Source organism: Paludifilum halophilum (assembly GCF_002245355.1).
GTDB lineage: Bacteria > Bacillota > Bacilli > Thermoactinomycetales > DSM-45169 > Paludifilum > Paludifilum halophilum.
In genome coordinates, this window is the sequence record NZ_NOWF01000002.1 from 414,931 (window position 1) to 435,236 (window position 20,306).

18 protein-coding genes are annotated in these 20,306 nt (G+C 53.8%); 2 read left to right on the top strand and 16 right to left on the bottom strand.

Going from position 1 to position 20,306, the window contains the following annotated elements; translation table 11 throughout:
• Positions 1-180: 180 nt before the first annotated feature.
• Both CHM34_RS04835 and CHM34_RS04840 read right to left on the bottom strand, forming a co-directional pair.
• Positions 181-1,755, bottom strand: coding sequence for a serine hydrolase domain-containing protein (locus CHM34_RS04835; RefSeq protein ID WP_094263441.1), 1,575 nt, complete (start codon positions 1,753-1,755; stop codon positions 181-183).
• On the bottom strand, positions 1,736-6,241 hold the full coding sequence (locus tag CHM34_RS04840; protein WP_094263442.1) for a non-ribosomal peptide synthetase: 4,506 nt from the start codon (positions 6,239-6,241) through the stop codon (positions 1,736-1,738). The genes CHM34_RS04835 and CHM34_RS04840 overlap by 20 nt, the downstream gene beginning before the upstream one ends.
• 364 nt (positions 6,242-6,605) lie before the next feature.
• Between CHM34_RS04840 and CHM34_RS04845 the strand changes: the two genes are divergently transcribed.
• Positions 6,606-7,316 (top strand): 4'-phosphopantetheinyl transferase family protein, encoded by a 711-nt coding sequence (locus tag CHM34_RS04845; protein WP_094263443.1) that lies wholly within the window; start codon positions 6,606-6,608, stop codon positions 7,314-7,316.
• Positions 7,317-7,467: 151 nt separating this feature from the next.
• Positions 7,468-8,730: an MFS transporter gene (locus tag CHM34_RS04850; RefSeq protein WP_094263444.1), complete on the top strand. Its 1,263-nt coding sequence runs from the start codon at positions 7,468-7,470 to the stop codon at positions 8,728-8,730.
• 186 nt (positions 8,731-8,916) lie between these two features.
• Here CHM34_RS04850 and CHM34_RS04855 read toward each other — a convergent pair whose 3' ends face one another.
• From CHM34_RS04855 to CHM34_RS04920, 14 genes are all read right to left on the bottom strand, one after another.
• Positions 8,917-10,248, bottom strand: coding sequence for a 5'-deoxyadenosine deaminase (locus CHM34_RS04855; RefSeq protein WP_094263445.1), 1,332 nt, complete (start codon positions 10,246-10,248; stop codon positions 8,917-8,919).
• A 78-nt stretch (positions 10,249-10,326) separates the two neighbouring features.
• Positions 10,327-11,496 (bottom strand): M20 family metallopeptidase, encoded by a 1,170-nt coding sequence (locus tag CHM34_RS04860; RefSeq protein ID WP_094263446.1) that lies wholly within the window; start codon positions 11,494-11,496, stop codon positions 10,327-10,329.
• A gap of 1 nt (position 11,497) precedes the next feature.
• The gene (locus CHM34_RS04865) at positions 11,498-12,109 is read right to left on the bottom strand and encodes a DUF1989 domain-containing protein (RefSeq protein WP_240511872.1); all 612 of its coding nucleotides are present in this window, start codon (positions 12,107-12,109) and stop codon (positions 11,498-11,500) included.
• 15 nt (positions 12,110-12,124) lie between these two features.
• A complete protein-coding gene (locus CHM34_RS04870; protein ID WP_094263447.1) occupies positions 12,125-12,808 on the bottom strand; it encodes a cyclase family protein in 684 nt (227 codons plus the stop codon).
• Positions 12,809-12,814: 6 nt separating this feature from the next.
• Positions 12,815-14,635 (bottom strand): adenine deaminase, encoded by a 1,821-nt coding sequence (locus CHM34_RS04875; protein ID WP_094263448.1) that lies wholly within the window; start codon positions 14,633-14,635, stop codon positions 12,815-12,817.
• Entirely contained in the window at positions 14,616-14,921 is a 306-nt protein-coding gene (locus tag CHM34_RS04880; RefSeq protein ID WP_094263449.1) for a EutN/CcmL family microcompartment protein, read from the bottom strand. The genes CHM34_RS04875 and CHM34_RS04880 overlap by 20 nt, the downstream gene beginning before the upstream one ends.
• Before the next feature lie 15 nt (positions 14,922-14,936).
• Positions 14,937-15,665, bottom strand: coding sequence for a hypothetical protein (locus tag CHM34_RS04885; RefSeq protein ID WP_141201632.1), 729 nt, complete (start codon positions 15,663-15,665; stop codon positions 14,937-14,939).
• A gap of 9 nt (positions 15,666-15,674) precedes the next feature.
• Positions 15,675-15,962: a BMC domain-containing protein gene (locus CHM34_RS04890; RefSeq protein WP_439116313.1), complete on the bottom strand. Its 288-nt coding sequence runs from the start codon at positions 15,960-15,962 to the stop codon at positions 15,675-15,677.
• A 20-nt stretch (positions 15,963-15,982) separates the two neighbouring features.
• Positions 15,983-16,423: a BMC domain-containing protein gene (locus tag CHM34_RS20340; RefSeq protein WP_094263452.1), complete on the bottom strand. Its 441-nt coding sequence runs from the start codon at positions 16,421-16,423 to the stop codon at positions 15,983-15,985.
• A 20-nt stretch (positions 16,424-16,443) separates the two neighbouring features.
• Positions 16,444-17,373, bottom strand: coding sequence for a hypothetical protein (locus CHM34_RS04900; RefSeq protein ID WP_094263453.1), 930 nt, complete (start codon positions 17,371-17,373; stop codon positions 16,444-16,446).
• An 18-nt stretch (positions 17,374-17,391) separates the two neighbouring features.
• Positions 17,392-17,655 (bottom strand): BMC domain-containing protein, encoded by a 264-nt coding sequence (locus tag CHM34_RS04905; protein ID WP_094263454.1) that lies wholly within the window; start codon positions 17,653-17,655, stop codon positions 17,392-17,394.
• Positions 17,656-17,670: 15 nt separating this feature from the next.
• Positions 17,671-19,011, bottom strand: a complete 1,341-nt coding sequence (locus tag CHM34_RS04910) for a UbiD family decarboxylase (protein WP_240511873.1) — start codon at positions 19,009-19,011, stop codon at positions 17,671-17,673.
• The gene (locus tag CHM34_RS04915; protein ID WP_094263456.1) at positions 19,008-19,571 is read right to left on the bottom strand and encodes a UbiX family flavin prenyltransferase; all 564 of its coding nucleotides are present in this window, start codon (positions 19,569-19,571) and stop codon (positions 19,008-19,010) included. The genes CHM34_RS04910 and CHM34_RS04915 overlap by 4 nt, the downstream gene beginning before the upstream one ends.
• Positions 19,572-19,640: 69 nt before the next feature.
• On the bottom strand, positions 19,641-20,222 hold the full coding sequence (locus CHM34_RS04920) for a cysteine hydrolase family protein (protein WP_094263457.1): 582 nt from the start codon (positions 20,220-20,222) through the stop codon (positions 19,641-19,643).
• Between the last annotated feature and the right edge of the window lie 84 nt (positions 20,223-20,306).

Genomic DNA, 20,306 nt, shown 5'->3' on the forward strand with positions numbered 1-20,306 from the left:
ACTTCGTTGACTCCGTGTGGAACCCAACCCTCTCGAAAAGGGGCTTTTTCCTTCCAGAGCGTGTCTAGTCAATCGCCGAAAGTAGCTGAACGCCGATTTCCAGCGTGCGACGTTTTCACTCAGGGAAGTACCAAAGATCTACGCCTGCCACCTCCCCCGCTCGTTTTCCGATAGGTCACCTCATCCGGAACGGATCTGGCCTTTGCCCGGATCAACAGCTGTATGATCATCTGCTTGAACCGTCAACAGGGTGAGGAGAGTATAGAAGAAACAGGCGCTCCCCAGGAAAAGAACGGTTCCGACCGCAACCATGACGGATGAAGGCCCCCACACTTTGACAAAATCCCAAGGCAAACCCTGGAACAGGACTTTCGGGGCGTTGTAGATGCTCAGGAAAAAGAGCACGGACAAACCTGCCGCAAGACCCAGAAACACCGTCCGTTTCCGATCAAGACGAACAAACCTTCGTTTGCCCTGAACGATGCGTCGTACCCGCATCCCGGCCCCAATGATGACGAGCAACAGGATTGGCGCTAGGACGGACAAGATTCCCACTGCCGCCTTATCCACGGGTTGGAACGAGTCAGACAGCTCCGGCGATTCCCGGGCACCGGTGACCGCGTTCATGATCTCCCTCGCCGCCGAGTGGGCATGGGCAGAATTCAGATTGGCCAGGATCCCGACGGCCATCCGATCCTCCGGCCGGACAATGAAGAAGGAAGAGTAGTTGGGGTTGGATCCCCCATGGAACAACTCGCCGTTGTCTCCCGGACGAACCATCCACCCGGCCCCATAAAACGCACCGTCATCAGAGGGCCTGACACTGCGGTCCGGTCGATGGGAATCATCGATCAACTTTTGATCAATCTTCGTTCTTTCAGTTTTTAACTGAACCTTCAGCCACTGTGCGACGTCATCCGCATTGGTGATGATATAGCCGGCAGGTGTGTTTCCGCGATAGGTCGGCGCCTTGTACAACCTGGGGCCTAAAAAGCCGATTTTGTACCCCTGTGCCAAAGGCTCCCTGTATCCGCCATCCTGACGACCGACATATGTATGCCGGAGACCCAGAGGTTGAATAACCTGTTTTCGCATATAGGTTTCATAGGGTTGTCCCGTCACCTGCTGAATGATCAGACCCAAAACATCGTAGTTGATGGTGGCGTAATGATATTTTTTCCCCGGCGGGTGCTTCAGTTCGCCGCCAACCAGAGTGCGCACCGTGTTCTCCAGTGCATCCTCACCGGAACCGGCCGGAATGCGGCCGATGGATTCAAAAGGAATACCGCTGGTATGATGAAGCAATTGCTCGATGGTGATCGGCTGTTTTTTTCCTTTGTAATGCAGGTGAAACCAGGGCAAATACCGGCTGACCGGATCCTGAAGACGGATGAGCCCCTGCTTTTCCAATTGCAGAACAGCGAGTCCAGTAAAAGCTTTGGTGGTCGAACCGATTTCGAACAGCGTGGAAGGGGTGACCGGTCGCTGAGCCCTTCGATCCGCGTAGCCGAATCCTTTTTTATAATCCACCTGATCATCCCGGACGACGACCACTGCCATGCCCGGGATTTTCCCTTCATCCATCCGTTTCTTGACGATCTGCTCCATCTGATTCACCGGAAGGGAATCCCCGGCCGCCCAAGCGGCCGGCATTTCCGGGAAAAAGGTGAACAACGATCCGATACAAAGGAGGGTGAAAATCGCCTTCACTTGTTTCATCGCTTCCATCATTCCTTCACTTTTCAAACAAGGCATCCAGCTCGTCCAGGGTGACTGTCGCCGCGTCAAAATCTGACGGGGTGAATTCGGTTTCCCCTTTCCCGCAACAATGGTTGATCATCGTATCGATCTGCTCCATATAGACGTCCATAAAGCGCTCCATCGTTTCGCGACGGTACTTATGCCGGCTGAATCGGACCGTTAAACGCAGTTTTTTCTCCTTTACAAAGGCGATCACTTCCATCCGCGTGGACAGCTGATTGCCCGGGAAAGACTCCCGCCCGGCTTGGAAGAGGAAGGGTTCAAAATCGGGAAACGGGGAAGCGTCCACCTCCCCTAGGTAATTGAACCGCAGATCCGGCCGAGGGTGGGTCGGAACCCTTTGATTCAGATCGGCGAGCAGGCCGTATCCGATCCCTTTATTTGGAACCCGGCGCAATTGTTCTTTCACGGACTTAATGTGACCGGCCAAATGACCGGAGTCCATGTGGAGTGTGACTGGGAACATGGCGGTAAACCAGCCCACTGTCCGGGATACGTCCAAATCCTCTGTCACCGCCTCGCGACCGTGACCCTCCAGTTCCATCGATACGCTGTTTTGACCGGTCAATATTTGACAAGTCCGGGCCAAGGCGGTCAGCAACAGATCATTGGGTTGCGTATGGTACGCTCGATGCGCCGGTCCCAGCAGATTTTTCGTCCTTTCTTCACCAAGCTCCCGGGAGACCGTCATCCCATCCGCAACGGTCTCCGCTCCCTGATGATCATCCGGGGGAAAAGCCGTTGTAATCTTCTCGACAGCCGTCTGCCAGTAGGGGATCTCTTCCTGAATCATCCTGGATCGGCCATAGGCTTCGAGAGCTTCGGCGAAATCCTGGAAGGAACGGGTTTTACTCGGCAAATGCAACGGCTCTCCCTTTCGGATTCCCTGCCACAGCATCGCCAAGTCCTCCATGATCACTCGCCAGGAAACCCCGTCCACCAACAGGTGGTGGGCGGTCAACAACAGACGCTGTCCCTGAGAACCCTGTTGAAACAAGACAGCTTGAAACAGGGGGCCCTTCTCCAAATCGGTTTGTTTCTTGACTTCTTCCCCGATTCGCTCCACTTCCCGCTTTTGCTCTTCCTCCGTAAGGGAGGAAAGGTCATAAACCGTGACCGGCGCCCCCTCATCCAACATATCCGAATGGTAAAAGAGTTTCCCTTCCGCCGGGTCATACCGCAACCGGAGACTGTCATGATGGCGGATCAAGCGATCCATCATCCGGGATAAATCACCGGGGTCAAGCGGCCGCTTCAGATCCAACAACAGGGATTGATGCCAATGGTGCGGATGAGTAAACCGCTGGGCAAAAAACCAAGCCGAAATCGGCGTTCTCTTCACATAGCCTTCAACCGGGACTTGCGGTTGTTCGACTCTTTGCCGCCGCCGTTCAACCACGGCCCCCAGTTCCCGGATGACGGGATAAGTTAAAACATCCTTCGTTTTCAGGTGAAACCCATGCTCCTGCAGTTTGGAAACGATCTGAATCGCCTTAATGGAATCCCCGCCCAGCAGATAAAAGTTATCATCGGCCTTCACCTGCGTGACACCCAGTGTCTCCGCGATCACCCGGATCAAGACAGCCTCCAGCTCCTCATCCGAATGCACTTTTGCTTCCAGTTGCCCTTCCTGCGACTCCGGAGACGGTAAAGCGTTACGATCCACCTTCCCATTGGGAGAAAGCGGCAAGGCATCCAGGGAGACAAAAGATGCCGGAATCATATAGGACGGCAGTCTTCCGGACAGATAACGGCGCAACTCAAAGGCATTGCAGGCCTGCCTCCCCACGATATAGGCAACCAGCTGCTTTTTCCCCTGCTCATCCTTCCTGTCGATAACCACCGCATCGGTAATCCCATCGTATGACAAAAGTTGACTCTCAATCTCCCCCAATTCAATGCGGTAACCCCGGATCTTGACTTGAAAATCACTCCGTCCGATATATTCGAGTTCATCATTGGGAAGACGTACCGCCAAATCTCCGGTTTTATACATTCGTCGGCCCGGTATGAAGGGATTTTCCACAAACCGCTCCCGTTGCAATTCGGGCCGGTTCCAATATCCTCTGGCTACCCCGTCACCGGAGATATAGATTTCACCGGCCGTACCGGCAGGTACCGGCTGCCACTGCGGATCGAGGAGGTAAATTTGCACATTTTGAATCGGAAAACCGAGAGATACCGATGAACGGGTATCCTGCTCCCGGTTGAAACGGTGAATCATACATCCAACCACCGTCTCGGTGGGCCCGTATTCATTAAAAACCTCCATTCTTCCACCGGATGCACGGTCAATCTTCCGGGCGAGGGACGTTTTCAAATCATCCCCGCCGACGATGAACCTTCTCACAGTCGCATCCTTCAATTCCTCCTCACTCAGAAGGGAGAGATGGGCCGGAGTCAGCTTGACCACAGTCGCCTTTTTGTCGTTCAGAATTTTACGGAGCACAAAACTTTCGCCATCCTCCGCATAGACCACCACTTTCACCCCGCTGATCAAGGGAGTGAAGATGGAGGTGACGGTGAGGTCGAAAGCGATCGATGAATACAGGGCGAACGCGTCGTCCGTTCCCTTGACATAGGATGTACGAGCCCACCAGATATAGTTGACCAGCCCCTGGTGTTCGATTTGCGTTCCTTTGGGAAGACCCGTGGATCCGGAAGTATAGATCATATAAACAAGATCCGCCGGTTGATTGATCAACTCCAGGGTTGACGAATCTCCTGTGTACACCCCGGGATCATCAAAACGTATCACGTCGCCGGAAAAGGAAACGTCAGCGGGCAGAGGAAGATTGGTCAATAAAACGGAGGTCCGGCTGTCCTCCAAGATGAATTGAATCCGTTCATCCGGATACTCCGGATCGATCGGCACATAGGCCCCTCCAGCCTTGATCACCGCCAGGATGGCCGCGACCATATCCGGTGAATGCCGGGCCAACAAGCCGACAACTCCATCGCGCCCTACGCCTTTGGCACGGAGAAGTCGGGCCAACTGGTTGGATCGGCGGTCGAGTTGCCGATAGGTCAACCTCTCCGCTCCGGACTCCACCGCAATACGATCCGGTGTACGTGCGACCTGTTCCTCAAACAGTTGTTGAATTACTTGATCTTTGGGATAATCCGCTTCCGTCCGATTCAGCTCATACAGGTACCGCTTCTGCTCGCCTTCGGTGAGAAGCTGTAAATCCCTGATACTCTGCCGGGGGTTCCCGAGCATCTGCTCCAACAGATGCATCATATGATCATGCATTCGCTCAATGTCAGAATCCGTATAATCCTTTCGCTTGTAATCGTAGTAAAGATCGATTCTCCCCGTGTTGGACCATTCCTTGACCACCAATTGCAAGGAGTAGATCTGGGATCCGTTGTAGAACTCCACATTTTCCATAGACATGCCGTCTATCTCGTCGATTAACTTTGTATTGTAGTAATTGACACAAACTTGAAAGAGTTGGTCGTATCCTTTTTGGTTCAGCTCCAGATCCTGTACCAGCAAATCATACGGATATTTCTGATGGAGAAAACACTGCATCAAATCCCTGTTGACTTGCCGGATCAACTCCTCAGGCGCTTGATTATCATCCAAGGAGGCACGGAAAGGCATGGTGCTGGTGAACATGCCCACCATCTTTTTTTCTTTCACTCCTGATCGGTTTAACACGGGAATCCCCAGAATAAGGTCGTTTTCTTGAGTCACCTTATTCAGATAGAGAAGCATCAAGCTGACAAACAGCGTGTTCAATGAACAGCCATTCGCTTCGGCAAACCGGCGAATCGTTCGGGACCGGTCCCCGTCCAACTGAAACCGTCTGCGTTTCCCGGATAAATCCTCTGAACTTTTATGTAAAAAACGTTCCGGCAAAACCGAAAACTTCCGATTCCAAAAATTTTTATCCTTCCGGCACCGATGGGAGCGGAGATAGGTTTGTTCTTTTTGCAAATAATCCATATAGGTGAATGCAGGCTCTTCACGGATCGGCTCATTCTTCTGCAACTTCATGTAAAAGTCATGGATTTGATCAGTCAAGAGCAGAATCGTCCAACCATCTGACACCAAATGGTGAAGTTTAATAAAATAAGCGCTCTCTTCAGCCCCCAACTGAAGGATCGCAAAATCATACAACGGTTGATCATACAACGGGAATCTCCGCTGAAACTCCCCTTCCGCCCACCGATTCATTTCCCCTTCCGGATCTTCACTGGAGGAAAAACAAATCCTGCGAAGCGGACTCCGTTGAAAAGGTTGCACATACTGTGAAACAGAGCCTTTTTCCTCTTTCAGTTGTAACCGGATCCCCTCATTTTTTTGAATGAATAAATGGATCGCTTCTTCCAGCAGTGAAAAATCGACACGGCCCTTGATTCTGACCACACCGCCAATATTATGCACCGGTGTTCCAGGGTAAAGCTTTTCTATGTACCAGATTCGCTTCTGGGGATGGGACAGAGGGTAACCAGTTACAGCTTGCTTACTCATTCGACCCCTCCTGGATATCAAGCGGTTTACAAATATTTTTGTTATGAAAAAAAGAAACCATTTTCTGTTTTTATGTCAATTCCTGTAGAATATATCATGTGATGGCTCTCCCTGTCCACCGTATTTAACAATTTTTAAATATTTTTCTATGAAAAGTTTAAATTTGTTTTGCTTCCAATATAGTATAATGAAACCACTCTTTTCGAATTTCTTTTCCCCGGTTAGCCATATTTCGGGCAGGGAAATCGTGTTCTGCCATCCTTCTCCTCCCACCTAAAGGATTCCGATCATTTGAAAGCGAACAGCTAATTAGACGGATACAAAGGCCGGAAGGGATATCGGGAAGATGAATCGGAGGCTGTAGATGTTGATACCGGTAGACACTTTTTATGTGAAGATGCCGACCGATGTAAAAAAAAACGAACTTGAACACTATCTGCACTGGTTAACCCGGGAGGAGACCCTGAGATATGAAAGGTATATTCCCGCAAGGAAAATGGAGTTCATCACTGGAAGAGTGCTCATGAAAAAGGTTTTAGCCGCTTACCTGGACGTATCCCCTTTCAAGATCCAATTTCGGGCCAATCGGTTCGGAAAATTATTTATCGATGGTGTACATACGACGAATATCGGGTTTAACTTGTCTCATTCCCGCCGCATGATGGTTCTGTCTTGTTCTAAAAAAAGGAACATCGGAGTAGATGTTCAGTATATATGGGATGACCATCTGGAAGTCATGTCCAAGGTGTTTACGGATGCTGAAATCGATCAAATCGAGCAATGTAAACGGAAAGAGGATCAACTAAGGACTTTCACTTTATTGTGGACCCGAAAAGAAGCCGTGATGAAAGCGACAGGCAGAGGATTTTCCCTCTCCCCACAATCCTTTTCCGTACCCACTGACTGGGGAAAATGTAAAGTCGGAGATTGGTTCTATATCTCTTTTCCTCTCCAATCGGATTATGTGGTCACCATTGCCTTAGAGAGTCAAAACCATGAAAAACAAAATGGACCCATCCGAGAGCGAGTGAAGCAAATACCGTTTGAAACTCTATTTGCCGGAAAGACACGTTGATGAACCGTTTATCGATCAAGGAAATCGTATGCCGCCGCGCGGCCGTTGCACCCGGAAGGCACAAGCCGGCCCGGGGGTCGCTTCTCTTCCCCGATCGCACGATCGCGGAAGATTCCTATAACCATTCGTACCCGTGAAAGAGGGAAGCATCATGCTCAAGAATATCTCCTTTCAATTGCTTTGGATTGGACAATCCCTTGCCAATCTTAGTGATTCACTATATATTCTGTCTCTGATCACCTTGATCTATCAGTCATCGGGATCGGTCACACTGGCCGCACTGTTTACGGTTTTACAGGTGAGCGGCCAATCGATCAGCGGATTGTTAGCTCCTTTGATCATCGATCGCTATCGTTTACAGGTGATCCTAATCATATCCCAAGCCAGTCAAACGATTTTACTCGCAACGATGATCATCATTTCCCTGTCTCTTTCATCCGAAACCCTTTTAATGATCGTTTCACTCTTATTTGTTTTTACCATTTCAATCCTGGACGGATGCACGACACCCTCCCGAAACGCTTTGGTTCCAAGACTCGTTCAAAAACAGCAATTAGTGAAAGCCAACAGCTTGTTGGCAACCTCCGATCAGATGGTTCGACTGATCGGATGGTCACTGGGAGGAATCCTCATTGCGTCTATGGGAGAAATCAACGTCCTTTGGGTGACGGTCGGGATGTTCACGATCTCCACCGTTTCCTTATTGTTTATTAAAGAACCGGTCAAACCGGTTCAATTGAAAAAAGAAACGAAAAAGAAGTGGGATCATATCAAGGAGGGATGGGTCACCATCTGGCAAAGTCCCGTATTGAGGCGGGTTTCTTTGATGGAGATGATCGAAATATGCGGAAGGAGCATTTGGGCCGGAGCCATTGTCCTCGTATTTGTAGAGGAAGTTTTAAATAAGGGAGAAGTTTGGTGGGGATTTATCAATTCAAGCTATTTTGCCGGTACGATCATCGGAGGGATGCTTGTCTGGCTCTTTTCGAAATGGGTGAACCGGCAGATCTTTCGAAGTATGTTTTTCGGGTCACTGGGGGTTTGTGTTTTCACTCTGTTCTTTGCTTTCAACACCATCCCCTTGGTCGCCCTCTTGTTGACCCTATTCATGGGCCCTGCATACCAATTGCGCGGAATTGCACAAAAAACGATATTTCAAACGAAAGTCCGTCCTGATTTATTACCGAAGGTATTTACTTCTCAAAACACGCTCGTTAATCTCACCTTCGGCTCTTCGATTCTCCTGATGGGTTTTATTTCTGATGTTTTAGGGGTTAGAATGGTCTACTTTGTAACAGCCTCTTTATTTGCCGCATCCGCATTGTTGGCACTCACTATGAAACAAGAGAGGGTAACGGAAGAACACAGTTCCCCCTCTGAAAACCAAGTTGGGGAGGGCGGCAGATCGTCGTAGATCCTTTGTACTCAGGGAAGCACAAGTCTCGCCTCATTCGCTTCGCTCACGGTCTCGCTATGCCTTACCTGAAGGGGCCAGTCGAATGGTAAAAAATAGTTCCTGATCGAGAAAACACCCAGTGAACCGGTTGAGGGAACGCTGGGTGTTTTTTTGCCGGCCCTGATGGATAAAAAGGTCCGTTTTTCACACTTTTTCGCAAATTCTTTTTAAAAGGCGCTGGATGGATCGGTTGCTTTCCTTGAGTACGTTTTTCTTATCCACCGTACATACGAAGCGGTTCTCCATCACCACCTTTCCATCGATGATCGTCGTCTCCACATCGGCACGAGTCGCCGAATAGACAATCCGGGAGATGGGATCCACTTCACTGGAGGGATAAGTATGAAAGTCATTCAAGTCCAGAATGGCCAGATCGGCTTTTTTGCCCTCTTCCAGACTCCCGACCTCCCGGTCCATCCCCATCGCTTTTGCGCCGCCGATCGTCGCCATCCGGAAGACTTCCCGCGCCCTCATCGCCGTCGGCCCGTGGGCGGGTTTCTGAATCAACGCGGCCAAGCGCATCTCGTTGAACATATCCAGGTTATTGTTGCAGGCGGCCCCATCGGCTCCCAGGCTGACTCTCGTCTCCCGGCCCAACATCTCGGGGACTTCCGCAATCCCGGAGGCCAGTTTCAGGTTGGAACCGGGACAGTGGGTCACCTTTACGCCCCTTTCTCTGAGCACTTGGTGCTCCTCCTCGTTCAGCCACACGCAGTGGGCCAGGATGAGCCGGGGACTGGCCAAGCCGATATGATCCAGGTAGAGGATATTGCGCATCCCCCGCTCCCGCTCCACCCACTCGATCTCCCCCCGGTTTTCCGAAGCATGGCTGTGAATGCGTACATCGTATCGCTCCGCCAAATCCCGAACTTCAATCAACAGTTCTTCTGTGCAGGAGATGACAAACCGGGGACAAAAAGCGTATTGAATCCGGCCTCCGTCATAGCCGTGCCATTTTTCCAAAAGATCCACGCTCTTCCGGATCGATTCCTCCGTCTTCTCCCGCAGGGAAGGCGGGGTATCTTCACCATGATCCATCATCACCTTGCCCGATAAAACGCGGATACCCCCCTCTGCCATGGCTTGAAAGGCCGCATCGGTATGATGCACCGTCTCCATATCGACGATGGAAGTGGTTCCGCTCTGGATGAGTTCCCCGATCCCCAGCATCGCCGAATAGTAGATGGATTCCTCGTCATGGGCACCTTCCAGGGGCAATACCCGCTGTTTGAGCCAGTCGAGCAGTTCCATATCGTCGGCCTGCCCCCGAAATAAGGTTTGGCAGAGATGGATATGAGTCTGGATAAAGCCGGGGATCACGGTTTTCCCCGTCCCATCGATCACCTTGTCCGCCCGTTCCCTGAGTCCTCGACCGATCTTGGCAATCCGATCGTTTTCGATGAGCAAATCGCCGCAAAAAATCTCCTCACCCCGGTTCATCGTGATCAATTCCGCATTTTTGATTAGTATTCGCATCGCGTCGCACTCCCTTCACCAAAAATCAACGGCCATCCCCCATGATCTGAGTGCCTCTTCAAGCAGCTTTGATCTGTTTCAGCGGATCGAAGTGTCGCTTCCCAAATACCGCAAAACCAGCTCCCGGTAAAAAGTGATGGAGCGCAAGTAGGCTCCAATATCCACCCATTCGTCGGGTTGGTGAGCCAGAGCCTCATCTCCCGGGCCATAGATCAGGGTGGGGATTTCACTGTTCGGGTTCAAAACCGAACCATCGGTATAATAAGACACCCCGTGAACTTGATTCTCGTGTGGCCCTTTCAATTCCTGGGCCAGTCGAATCAACGGGTCGGCGGCGGGAGTCCGGATGGAAGGCCGATCCAATAGGGTCCGTATCTGATACCGGAACCCTTCGACCTTTTCCGCCCCTTCCGACAAACGTTTTTCCGTTTCCCGGATCAAAACGCTGTGTTCCCGGGGCGGAACCGTTCGGATATCCACCTGCAACCGGCAGCGGTCAGGGATCACATTCGTCTGAATGCCGCCGTCGATCCGAGTGAAGGACAGACTGCCCGAACCCAGAACGGGGTCTTTCATTTCCCAACTCAACCCCAGGGACTGCAACCATTCGGCCACCCGCAGCATATGATCGACGGCATTGATCCCCCGGGCGGGCATCGAACTGTGAGCGGTTCTTCCATAGGTGGTGATCTCCAACCACAGAGCTCCCTTGTGGCCGACCACCACCTTCTCTTTGGTCGGTTCACCGATGACGAGGGCGTTCACCCCCTTCATCCCACCGAGTTCCTTGTATTGCCGGGCTCCACAGCTGTCCACTTCTTCCCCCGCCGTCGCCGTCAAGATCCATTCTCCCTTCAGTGATTCCTCCTCATTCGCCAGGGATTCCAAAGACAGAACCATCGCGGCCAACCCGCTTTTCATATCGGATGCTCCCCGGCCGTACAGCCGGTTGCCCGCGATTTCACCGGAAAAGGGCGGATAGGTCCAGCGATCTGTCGAGCCCGGAGAAACCGTGTCCATATGACCGCAAAAGAGAAGCTTTTTCCCTCCGCCGCTCCCGATGCGGACTTCTAAATTGCTCCTCCCTTCCTCTACGGGAGTCACTTTCACCGGCAAGCCCTTCCGCTCCAGATGTCCCGCCAACCACTGGGCCACCCGGTGTTCATTGCCTGGCGGATTGGTGCTGTCCAACCGAATCAACTCCTGCAACAGATGCACAGCGCTTTTGGGATCCGGGAGTTTCGCCATTTCACGATCCTCCCGAAATTTGCAATTTCAACGGCGTCACCTTAAACCCATTAACCGGAGCCATGTCCTGGGAACAAGTGGAAACGGCGACCACAACATCCTCGAGTGCTTTCAGACGGACATAATCACCGGGTCTGGACAGGGGCTCCCGAATCTCGTAGTCCCAATTCTCATCCAGAAGATTATTCATAAACCAATTGATCGGGTCAGGGAGAAGCCCGGGCCGGATTCGATATTTCTCCAGGGCTTTCATCAGATTATCGTGGCAGTTGGGATGATTCTCTTCACCATAATCCACTTGATAGCGGTAATAGTCACAAGCGGGAAAGAAAAAATCATGTCGGCCGACGGTGTCCCGCACCAACTGCATCAGGGGGCGCCGACGATTGCTGTAAAGGGGGTCTCCCTCCTTCAACCGGATACTGCTGAGAGAAGCTCTCATATGAACCGGAGAGACATATTCTCCGGTGTCGCGGTGGTTAAAGCAGACAAAATCCCCCACCTGCTTTCCCTCTACGTCGATGATGCAAAGCTCCTCCCCTTCCTTGACCGACACACTCCGCCCCTCATAGGGAGGGATCAAGACCTCTTCCTTCATCGCACGGTTGATCAATGCGGCTCCCCCTTCTCAATCGATAAATACAGCCACGGCCCGCACAGGCGAACCCGTCCCTTTCCGGATTCGCAACGGCAATCCGAAGTAAACAAACCGCTTGCCCGCCACCCGGTCCAGGTTGCACAGATTTTCGGTGTTACTCATGCTGTACTCCCGGCAGACGAGGTGTCCGGAATACCGGGGATCTTCCGGTTTGTCAACGGAGGGAGAGTCCACCCCGATATTGACCACCCCTCGCTCAGCCAGCCACTTGGCCGCCTCGTAGTCGAGTCCGGTATACCGGGTTAACCACTCCGACGTTCCATAGGCCCGGTTATAATGGCCGGTATACAAGAGAACGATATCCCCTTTTTCGATGGTGAGGGACGCCCGATCAAGGGCCTGCTGCAAATCGCGCGGCCGGATGTACTCGTCAGGGGACACCCGGGAGACATCCAGACAGATTGCCGGTCCGTAAAAATAATCCAGGGGCATCTCGTCGATGGTTTTCCCTTCGGGATCAAACTCGTAGGTCGCATCGGTGTGGGTGGGACCGTGTTCATTAATAAGGAGGTTGTTGGTCGCAAAGGGAAACCCGATCTGCTCCTCACTCTCTTCATGAGAAATATTAGGGAAAATCATGGTCTTCTGATGCAGGGGGAAAACCGGCATCCCCTGATAAATCTCCTGAGACAAGTCGATCAAACGAAAACCCATCCCGGCTCACCTCCCGTCGATAACCGTCGGCAAGACTTTGAAATCATCCACTTCGATCAGACCGACATCGGTAATCTTCCATTTGGGACTGGTCACCAGAGAGAGGAAGGAAAGATGCATAAAGGGCACATGCAAGGTACAGCCCAATTCCTCCTCCGCCAACCGGTGCAATCGGGTCACTTCTTCGCTCAGCTCTTCGCCGGTCAACTCGTCGGTCATCAGTCCGCCGATCGGCAGCCGCAGGTCACCGACCACTTTTCCGCCGGCAATCATGGCAATACCGCCTCCCATGGAGATGACACGGTTGACGGCCAACACCATATCTTCATAATCAGTGCCGCAAACAATGATATTATGGGTATCGTGAGCGACACTCTCCGCGATCGCTCCCCGTTGGAGGCCCATCCCATGGACGAAAGTCTTTCCGATACGTCCTCCCCGACCGTGCCGTTCCACCACTGTCAGGGGCAGAATATCCCGTTGCAAACAGGGTTGGACGACACCGTCCGATGCGTTCATGTCGAATTCCAGGGCTTCGGTTAAGTTTTGATCGGGAATCACTTCGATCGCCCGAACCTTTACCCGGGGGTGATTGGGGGCGGTAATGCGGAGCTCCTCTTTTTTGACGGGACTCCGTTTTACCGAGTTTTTCACCGAGTCGGGGTACGTGTAGCTCGGAATGTCCAGCACCAGGCGCCCCTGTTCCGCCGCTTTCACCCCGCCCAGATACACCTGATCGACCCTCATCCGGTTCAGATCGCCGATCACGGCGATATCCGCCCGCTTTCCGGGTGCCAGCACCCCGACGTCGCGAAAGCCGAAATGGGTCGCCGGATTGATCGTCGCCATCTGTATCGCCTCGACGGGATCCACTCCCTGGTCAATCGTACGCCGAACAATGTCGTCCAAATGTCCGTCCTTCATCAGGTCTTCCGGTACCATATCATCGGAGACGAGGACGGCCCGCCGGGAATCCATCCCCTCCTCGGTGACGGCTCGGATGCATTCAGCCATGTTGCGCTGGGAGGAACCCTCCCGCATAAAAACGGTTACGCCGTAGCGCAGTTTCTCCATCATCTCTTCCTTGGTGGTGGTTTCGTGACAAGAGACATGTGTTCCCCCGCTGATGATGTGGGCGGCCAACTCCTTACCGAAGAGAGCCGGTGCATTTCCTTCCACCGTTTTGCCCTGCCGGTGAGCATGGGAAACCGAAGCGATCTGATCATCAAGGATGTCCGGAGCATGTCGGTAAACGGGGTTGACATTGCTGAATCCCTGGATTTCACCAATCCCCTGCACCCAGGGGTCATTCAGCAGCTCCGGCATATCCTTGGAGGAAATGTCATGACCGGCTGTTTCCAACCCCGGAGCATCCGGCGTCCGGCAAGGAACGGTGAACAGCACCCGATTGGGCAATGTTTTCGCCTCGTCAACCATCGCTTTCATTCCCTCCACCCCGAGGACATTTCCGATTTCATGGGGATCTGCCACCAGTGTGGTTGTCCCGGTTGGAATGGATAGTTTGGAAAACTCGGTCACCGTCAGCATCGCACTTTCAAAATGCATATGGGAATCGATGAACCCCGGACTGATAAACTTTCCTTCCACATGGTCCACCGTGGTGGAGGGACCGATCAGGTCGGAGCAGTCCCCCACCATCAGGATTTTTTCCCCCTTCACCGCCACATCCGCCTGATAAATCTCCCGGGTGACTACATTGATCACATAGCCTCCCTGCAGCACCCGATCGGCATGGTACCCGGGATCCAACAGGGTATCGATCAACAAGCGCCAATGAACCGCCTCTTTAATCCGTTGCGTTTCCATTTGCCGCGTCTCTCCCTCCCGTTTCACATTCGGTATTGTCGATAATGCCGACAATCGCCGCGTCCACGGGAGCGTCCGCCCGTTGCACCGCCCGGGCGGCCACGCTCCCGATCACATAGATCACCTGTTCACCGATGCCGGCCCCCACGGTATCCACGGCGATAATCGGCTGTCCGGTCAAGCTCCCGTCCAGCTGGACAGGTTGCGTGATCAGGAGCTTACTCCCCACCAGTTTCTCGTCTTTTCTCGTCGCCACCGCCATTCCGATCACCTTGCCCATGTGCATCGCTGTACCTTCTTCCTATCGCTTTTCGATTCTGACTCCGTATTCCTCGGCCCGGTCGGCGGCCAGCGGGGTAATCAAAGCCTGACGGGATACGGTCAAAACACCTTTGCCGTCTTCGGAAGCGGCCGCGCGGATATCTTCCTCCGTCACCAGCCGCTTTCCGGCGGAATTCGCGGTTTGAATCCATTCCCCGACCTCATCCGGTTCTAACAGGGAGACACCGTATCCCCGCAATGCGTCCCTCTTTTTTCGAAGCTCCCTTTTCAACAAGGGGGAGCCACGGTCCATCCCCGCCCGCTTCCAGCTGCGGTGATAAGGATCGACGGCGGTGTTCAGCACCCCGACCGGCTTTCCGGAAAAAAGCGCCCACAGAATTAAGGCAACGAAGGGATGGGAGTCATCCAGGTCGATCACCCTGGACAGGAGAGAATAAGAAGGCGCCGGGAGAAGGAGAAAGTCGAAAGAATCTTTCGCCTCCTCCAACCACTCCCCCTCGTCTCCTTCGATGCATCGGATGGGCTCCGGACTCCCGTCGGGAAAACTTCGGCGATCCGTCCATAAGTGCGGCACCACTCGCTTTTCCCGCAGGGTTTCAAGAATGAGACGCGTCGAATCGGGACCGGCGCTCCATCCCGAAAGGAGTACCATCACCTGCGGAAAGGTGCGATACAGCCTCTCCCCCCTGCTGCGATGGAGGATCTCCAGCAGAACCCGCTCCATGTAGCGTTCTCTTACCTGAATCATCGTTGACGATTACTCTTTGCTTTTGGATACGATGGCCCGCTCCACTTCTTGATGAGGGCGCGGGATGACATGGACGGATACCAGCTCGCCGACCCGGCTGGCGGCGTTGGCTCCGGCGTCCGTAGCCGCCTTGACCGCCCCGACGTCTCCCCGGGTCATCACCGTCACCAGACCGAACCCGATTTTTTCATAACCGCAGATTTCCACGTTGGCCGCCTTCACCATGGCGTCGGCCGCTTCCACCGCTCCGACCAAACCTTTGGTCTCCACCAGGCCCAATGCTTCACCCATCTTCATTTCCTCCTTCGCGGTATCGATTATTGTTCGTTGGCACGCTTCGGATCGGACCCCGTCTCCTCCGCCTTGTCGTTCCGGTCAGTGGACGGTTCCTTTTTCGAAACCGCCGGCTTCTTTCCTCGCCCCCGCCCGTTTTTTCGCGGAGAGGACGAAGGGGCTTCCCCTTGCAATTGAAAACGGGTCAGGATTTTCTGATCCACCTCCGTATGCGCCCTCGGGATCACATGGGAGGAAATCACTCGGCCCACCTGTTCCGCCGCCTCCTTTCCCGCCTGAACGGCGGAAGTGACCGCAGCCACGTCTCCGCTCAAGTGGATGGTTACACCCAAGGCACCGCCCGCTCCGATCACCCGTTCCACTCCGGCCATGGTCACGTTGGCCGCTTTCAATGCGGCATCGGCGGCGGACACCGCCGTTGTGTAACCGACTGTTTCGATCATTCCCAATGCTTGCTGTTTCATCGCGACCTCCCCTTATCCGCTTACAAGAGCCGGTCCGCCTCTTGTTTCAATCGTGTCAACATCGAACGTACCGCTTCCCCTTCTCCCTGAAGCAGGAGTGCCTTCTCCTCCACTGCAAACCGGACCGGACACTCCGGCTCTTCCTTCAGGACACGGTCCAGCAAGGCGACGGCTTCATACCGGGAAACTCCCTCCAGAACGGCAGCGGAACGGGAATCCTGCAATCGGAGAGTTTCCGAAAGCAGAGCGGAGGGCCTCCGTGAGAGATGAGCGTTTACTCTCCGCAGGGCGGACCGGTTCAACCGCAGGTAAAATTCCCGCAAAATCCTCTTCAGCCGATCCGGTTCCTCCGCCTCCAGCCGCAATCGAAAGGGCTCTTCCCGGGATTCTCTCCAGGCGATCGCCGATTGAATGTCCGGTTCATCTTCCAGAAGCGCTTCCGCGATGAAAAGCGATCCGAGGCGGAGAACCGCAGAGGAAACGATACCGACACAACGGCGGGAGCCGGAAGCATTCAGCCATTCCGCCAGTTTCGGATGCAAATGCGGATAAAACCAAACCTCGGCCCCTTCCCTCGATTTTCCGATCAGCTCCCCGGCGTCTCCGTCCGCGGAAGATCGGTGCAACCCCTTGACTTGAAACAGGGAAAGACGCTGTAGAGAGGAAAGCATATCCTTCTGTCCATCCGCCTTTTTCTCGGGGGGCTCTGACGGGGTTCGGCCCCCTGTGCCCGCCGTGAAGGTCGGCCTGCGGGAATCGCGGTACAGTGGGGAAAGGCGTTTTTTCGACTGTTCCCGTTGGTAATTCGGCCGACGGATATCCACCGGCCCAGCCGCTGATGAAGGGCTCGATTCTTCCTGTGCCGGGGTCTTGCGGGAAGGTGGATTCCTTTTCGGCGAATGTTGCTTGCTCAATACTTCGTTGACCATCTGTTTCATAAACTCTGACAAGGCGGTTTACCTCCCTCCCTAGAAAATCGCCGCCAACTCGGGGTGCGGGTGGGGAATGACATTGGCGGAGATGAGCTCCCCACCGGTTTGGGTATAAACTTCTTTGCCCGCTTCGACCGCAGAGTTGACCGCCGCCACGTCTCCCTCCACGATGACGGTGACCAGGCCGGAACCCACCTTTTTTAACTCGATCATCTGCACATTGGCCGCTTTACACATGGTATCCAGCGCTTCCAGGGCGGCGACCAAACCCCTTGTTTCCACCAATCCGATGGCTTGCATCACGATTCTCCTTTATTAGACATACTGGCTCAGATCGATGTTTTCAGCCCCGGGAATCGATGTTCGCCGGAAGGCTTTCGCCTCTTGCAACGGGTAGGTGGCATCCAGACCCATCTTGGCGGATAAACCGCGAAGATTGTGAGAAGCCTCCAGCGGGGATCCGTTGGCTCCGGAGACGATGAACACATCCCGGTCCGCCTGCACCCGGGTGGCGATCGCCCATTCCACATCCGCCGGATCCCAGATATCAACATCTTGATTGACCACCACCGCATGTTTCAAATCCTTGTCGCTGGCAAAGGCGGCGAGGAGAGCCTGTTTCCCGTCTCCTTCGTGCCGCTTTTCGATTTGAATGATTGCGTGACAGCGAGCGACGGCCGGCAGGGTGATGTGAACATCCTTCACTCCGGGGACCACCTGACGGACAGTACTTAGAAGAGTGGCTTCCCGAACCAATGCCATCGGCAACTTTTCCTCATGACTGGAGGGGAAAATCGTCTGCCACACGGGTTGGTTGCGGTATGTGATGGCGGAGATCTCAACGACAGGCTGGGGAGCCTCGCCCCCGTAGTAATGCCCCAGTTCGCCGAAGGGTCCTTCCATCTCCCGCTCAATCGGGAGCATCCTCCCTTCAAAGACCACTTCCGCCTCGGCCAGGACATCCAAATCCACCGTCTGACAGGCGACCACATCCAGAGGCGATCCCACCAAAGCGCCGGCGATATCCAGCTTGTCGGTGTGGTACAGGTGACTGCTCACCTGGGAACTGAGCACCACCGCCGGAATCACCCCGAACATAACCGCCACCTCCATCGGCTCCCCGCGGGCTTCGATCTGTCGGTACTGATCCATCAGTTCCGGAGACGTAATCAGGATATTGGTCCGGTTTCCACCCAGGTATTGCATCCGGCGGATGGAGGTATAGCGCTTCTTTCCGGAGAGATCCTTCACCACCAGGACTCCGGACACGTAGTAGGTACCGGAATCCTCCGCATGGTACTGACAGACGGGAAACAGATCGTCCAGCTCTTCCGGTTCCAGGATGACATTTTCCTGAACCGGACCTGTGGACCGGGATCGGGTCGCGATTGGCTGGACAATGGATTGGATCAGACGTGGAACGATCTCCGGCGCCCGAATCCCCATACTGTCCGCCATTCGTTCCCGATCCCCTCCGAATCCGGCCACCATCGGGACATCGTACCCTTTCACTTTCTCGAAAATCATGGGTTGCCTGCCCTTCAAGTGATTAACGACGGCCCCGAGCTCGAAAACGGGATCCACCTCTTTTTGGATCCGCATCAGGTCGTTCGTCTCCGTCCAATGTTCGATCAAGTCTCGAATGTTGGTGATCATTTCACTTCTCTCTCCCCCCATCGGGCCAAGAGTTGATGATCGATCCGGAAGGCATCCAGGATGCGGGCCACCATGAAGTTCACCAGTTCCCAGATCTCCTTCGGCCGATGGTAAAACCCGGGGGCCGCCGGCATAATCACCGCTCCGGCCTTGGCCACCTCCGTCATATTCTCCAGGTGAATCAAGTGGAGCGGAGTCTCTCGAGTGACCAGAACCAGCTTTCTCTGCTCTTTCATGACTACACTGGCGGTTCGGCTGAGCAGGGTGTCCCCGACCCCGTTGGCGATGGCTCCCAACGTATTCATGGAGCAGGGTGCGATCACCATACCGTCGGTCAGAAAGGAGCCGCTGGCCACCGAGGCAAACAGGTTCCGGTTATCCATCAGCGTGGCATACGGCTTCAGCTCTTCCATCGTGATGCCGCATTCAAACTGCATCACTTTTTCACCCATCTTCGTAGCGATCACATAAGTCTCTACACCGAGTTCCTGAAGTGCCCGGATCAGGGTGTATGCATAAATCGATCCGCTGGCTCCTGTGATCCCGACTACGATTCGCATAAAATTGCTCCTTTTTTATACGCCGGAGGTCCGGAGCCCCGAACCTCCGGCCGGGTTGAACGGTTCCCCTCACACCGTCGATCCGGCGGGGAATTTCTTTTTGGCTTCCTCGATATATTGATCCACGGTCATCACTTCTCCGAACAGACCGATGTCCCGCAGGCCGGAACGATGCATGTCGTCATCCTTGGAAGCGGTCCCGTCAGACAAGCAGATGATATTGTACCCGTGGTAAAGAGCATCAGAGGCGGTACTGCGGACACATACGTTGGTCCACACGCCGGTCAGGACGACGGTATCGATCGCCTCCTCCCGCAAGAACAGGTCGAAATCCGTATAGGAAAAAGCGCTGTGGCGACGCTTCTGCACGACGTAATCCCCTTTGGATTCGTCGGGGCGCAGTTCCTCGATAAAGTCCGAACCCCAAGTCCCCTTGATAGCGTGAACCGGGCGCACCCGGAAGTCGGCATCGTTTTTTCGGTGGGCCTCCTGGATATAGACGACCTGAATGTCGTGATTGTAGGCGAAATCGACCGCTTTCCGAATGTTGGCAACGATTTTCTCCCCATTCTCGCAACGGAGCGCCGCCTTGGGTCCGATGAAGTCATTCAGCATATCGATAATGACCAAAGCATGTTTGTTTCCTGTCATTTTTTCTCCCGCCTTCCCATCAAATTTGGGGCTTTCTAGAGGCGTTGTGATTTTAGCACATCCTTGGTGGGTCGGGGTGGGGTT

Coding starts and splice junctions, on each gene's coding strand:
- CHM34_RS04920 (WP_094263457.1), bottom strand. CDS start 20,222: ATGACAGGAAACAAACATGCTTTGGTCATTATCGATATGCTGAATGAC.
- CHM34_RS04910 (WP_240511873.1), bottom strand. CDS start 19,011: ATGATCACCAACATTCGAGACTTGATCGAACATTGGACGGAGACGAAC.
- CHM34_RS04860 (WP_094263446.1), bottom strand. CDS start 11,496: ATGGCGAAACTCCCGGATCCCAAAAGCGCTGTGCATCTGTTGCAGGAG.
- CHM34_RS04890 (WP_439116313.1), bottom strand. CDS start 15,962: ATGAAGATGGGTGAAGCATTGGGCCTGGTGGAGACCAAAGGTTTGGTC.
- CHM34_RS20340 (WP_094263452.1), bottom strand. CDS start 16,423: ATGAAACAGCAAGCATTGGGAATGATCGAAACAGTCGGTTACACAACG.
- CHM34_RS04915 (WP_094263456.1), bottom strand. CDS start 19,571: ATGCGAATCGTAGTCGGGATCACAGGAGCCAGCGGATCGATTTATGCA.
- CHM34_RS04845 (WP_094263443.1), top strand. CDS start 6,606: ATGTTGATACCGGTAGACACTTTTTATGTGAAGATGCCGACCGATGTA.
- CHM34_RS04850 (WP_094263444.1), top strand. CDS start 7,468: ATGCTCAAGAATATCTCCTTTCAATTGCTTTGGATTGGACAATCCCTT.
- CHM34_RS04855 (WP_094263445.1), bottom strand. CDS start 10,248: ATGCGAATACTAATCAAAAATGCGGAATTGATCACGATGAACCGGGGT.
- CHM34_RS04835 (WP_094263441.1), bottom strand. CDS start 1,755: ATGCCTTGTTTGAAAAGTGAAGGAATGATGGAAGCGATGAAACAAGTG.
- CHM34_RS04870 (WP_094263447.1), bottom strand. CDS start 12,808: ATGGGTTTTCGTTTGATCGACTTGTCTCAGGAGATTTATCAGGGGATG.
- CHM34_RS04885 (WP_141201632.1), bottom strand. CDS start 15,665: ATGATTCAGGTAAGAGAACGCTACATGGAGCGGGTTCTGCTGGAGATC.
- CHM34_RS04880 (WP_094263449.1), bottom strand. CDS start 14,921: ATGCACATGGGCAAGGTGATCGGAATGGCGGTGGCGACGAGAAAAGAC.
- CHM34_RS04905 (WP_094263454.1), bottom strand. CDS start 17,655: ATGCAAGCCATCGGATTGGTGGAAACAAGGGGTTTGGTCGCCGCCCTG.
- CHM34_RS04840 (WP_094263442.1), bottom strand. CDS start 6,241: ATGAGTAAGCAAGCTGTAACTGGTTACCCTCTGTCCCATCCCCAGAAG.
- CHM34_RS04875 (WP_094263448.1), bottom strand. CDS start 14,635: ATGGAAACGCAACGGATTAAAGAGGCGGTTCATTGGCGCTTGTTGATC.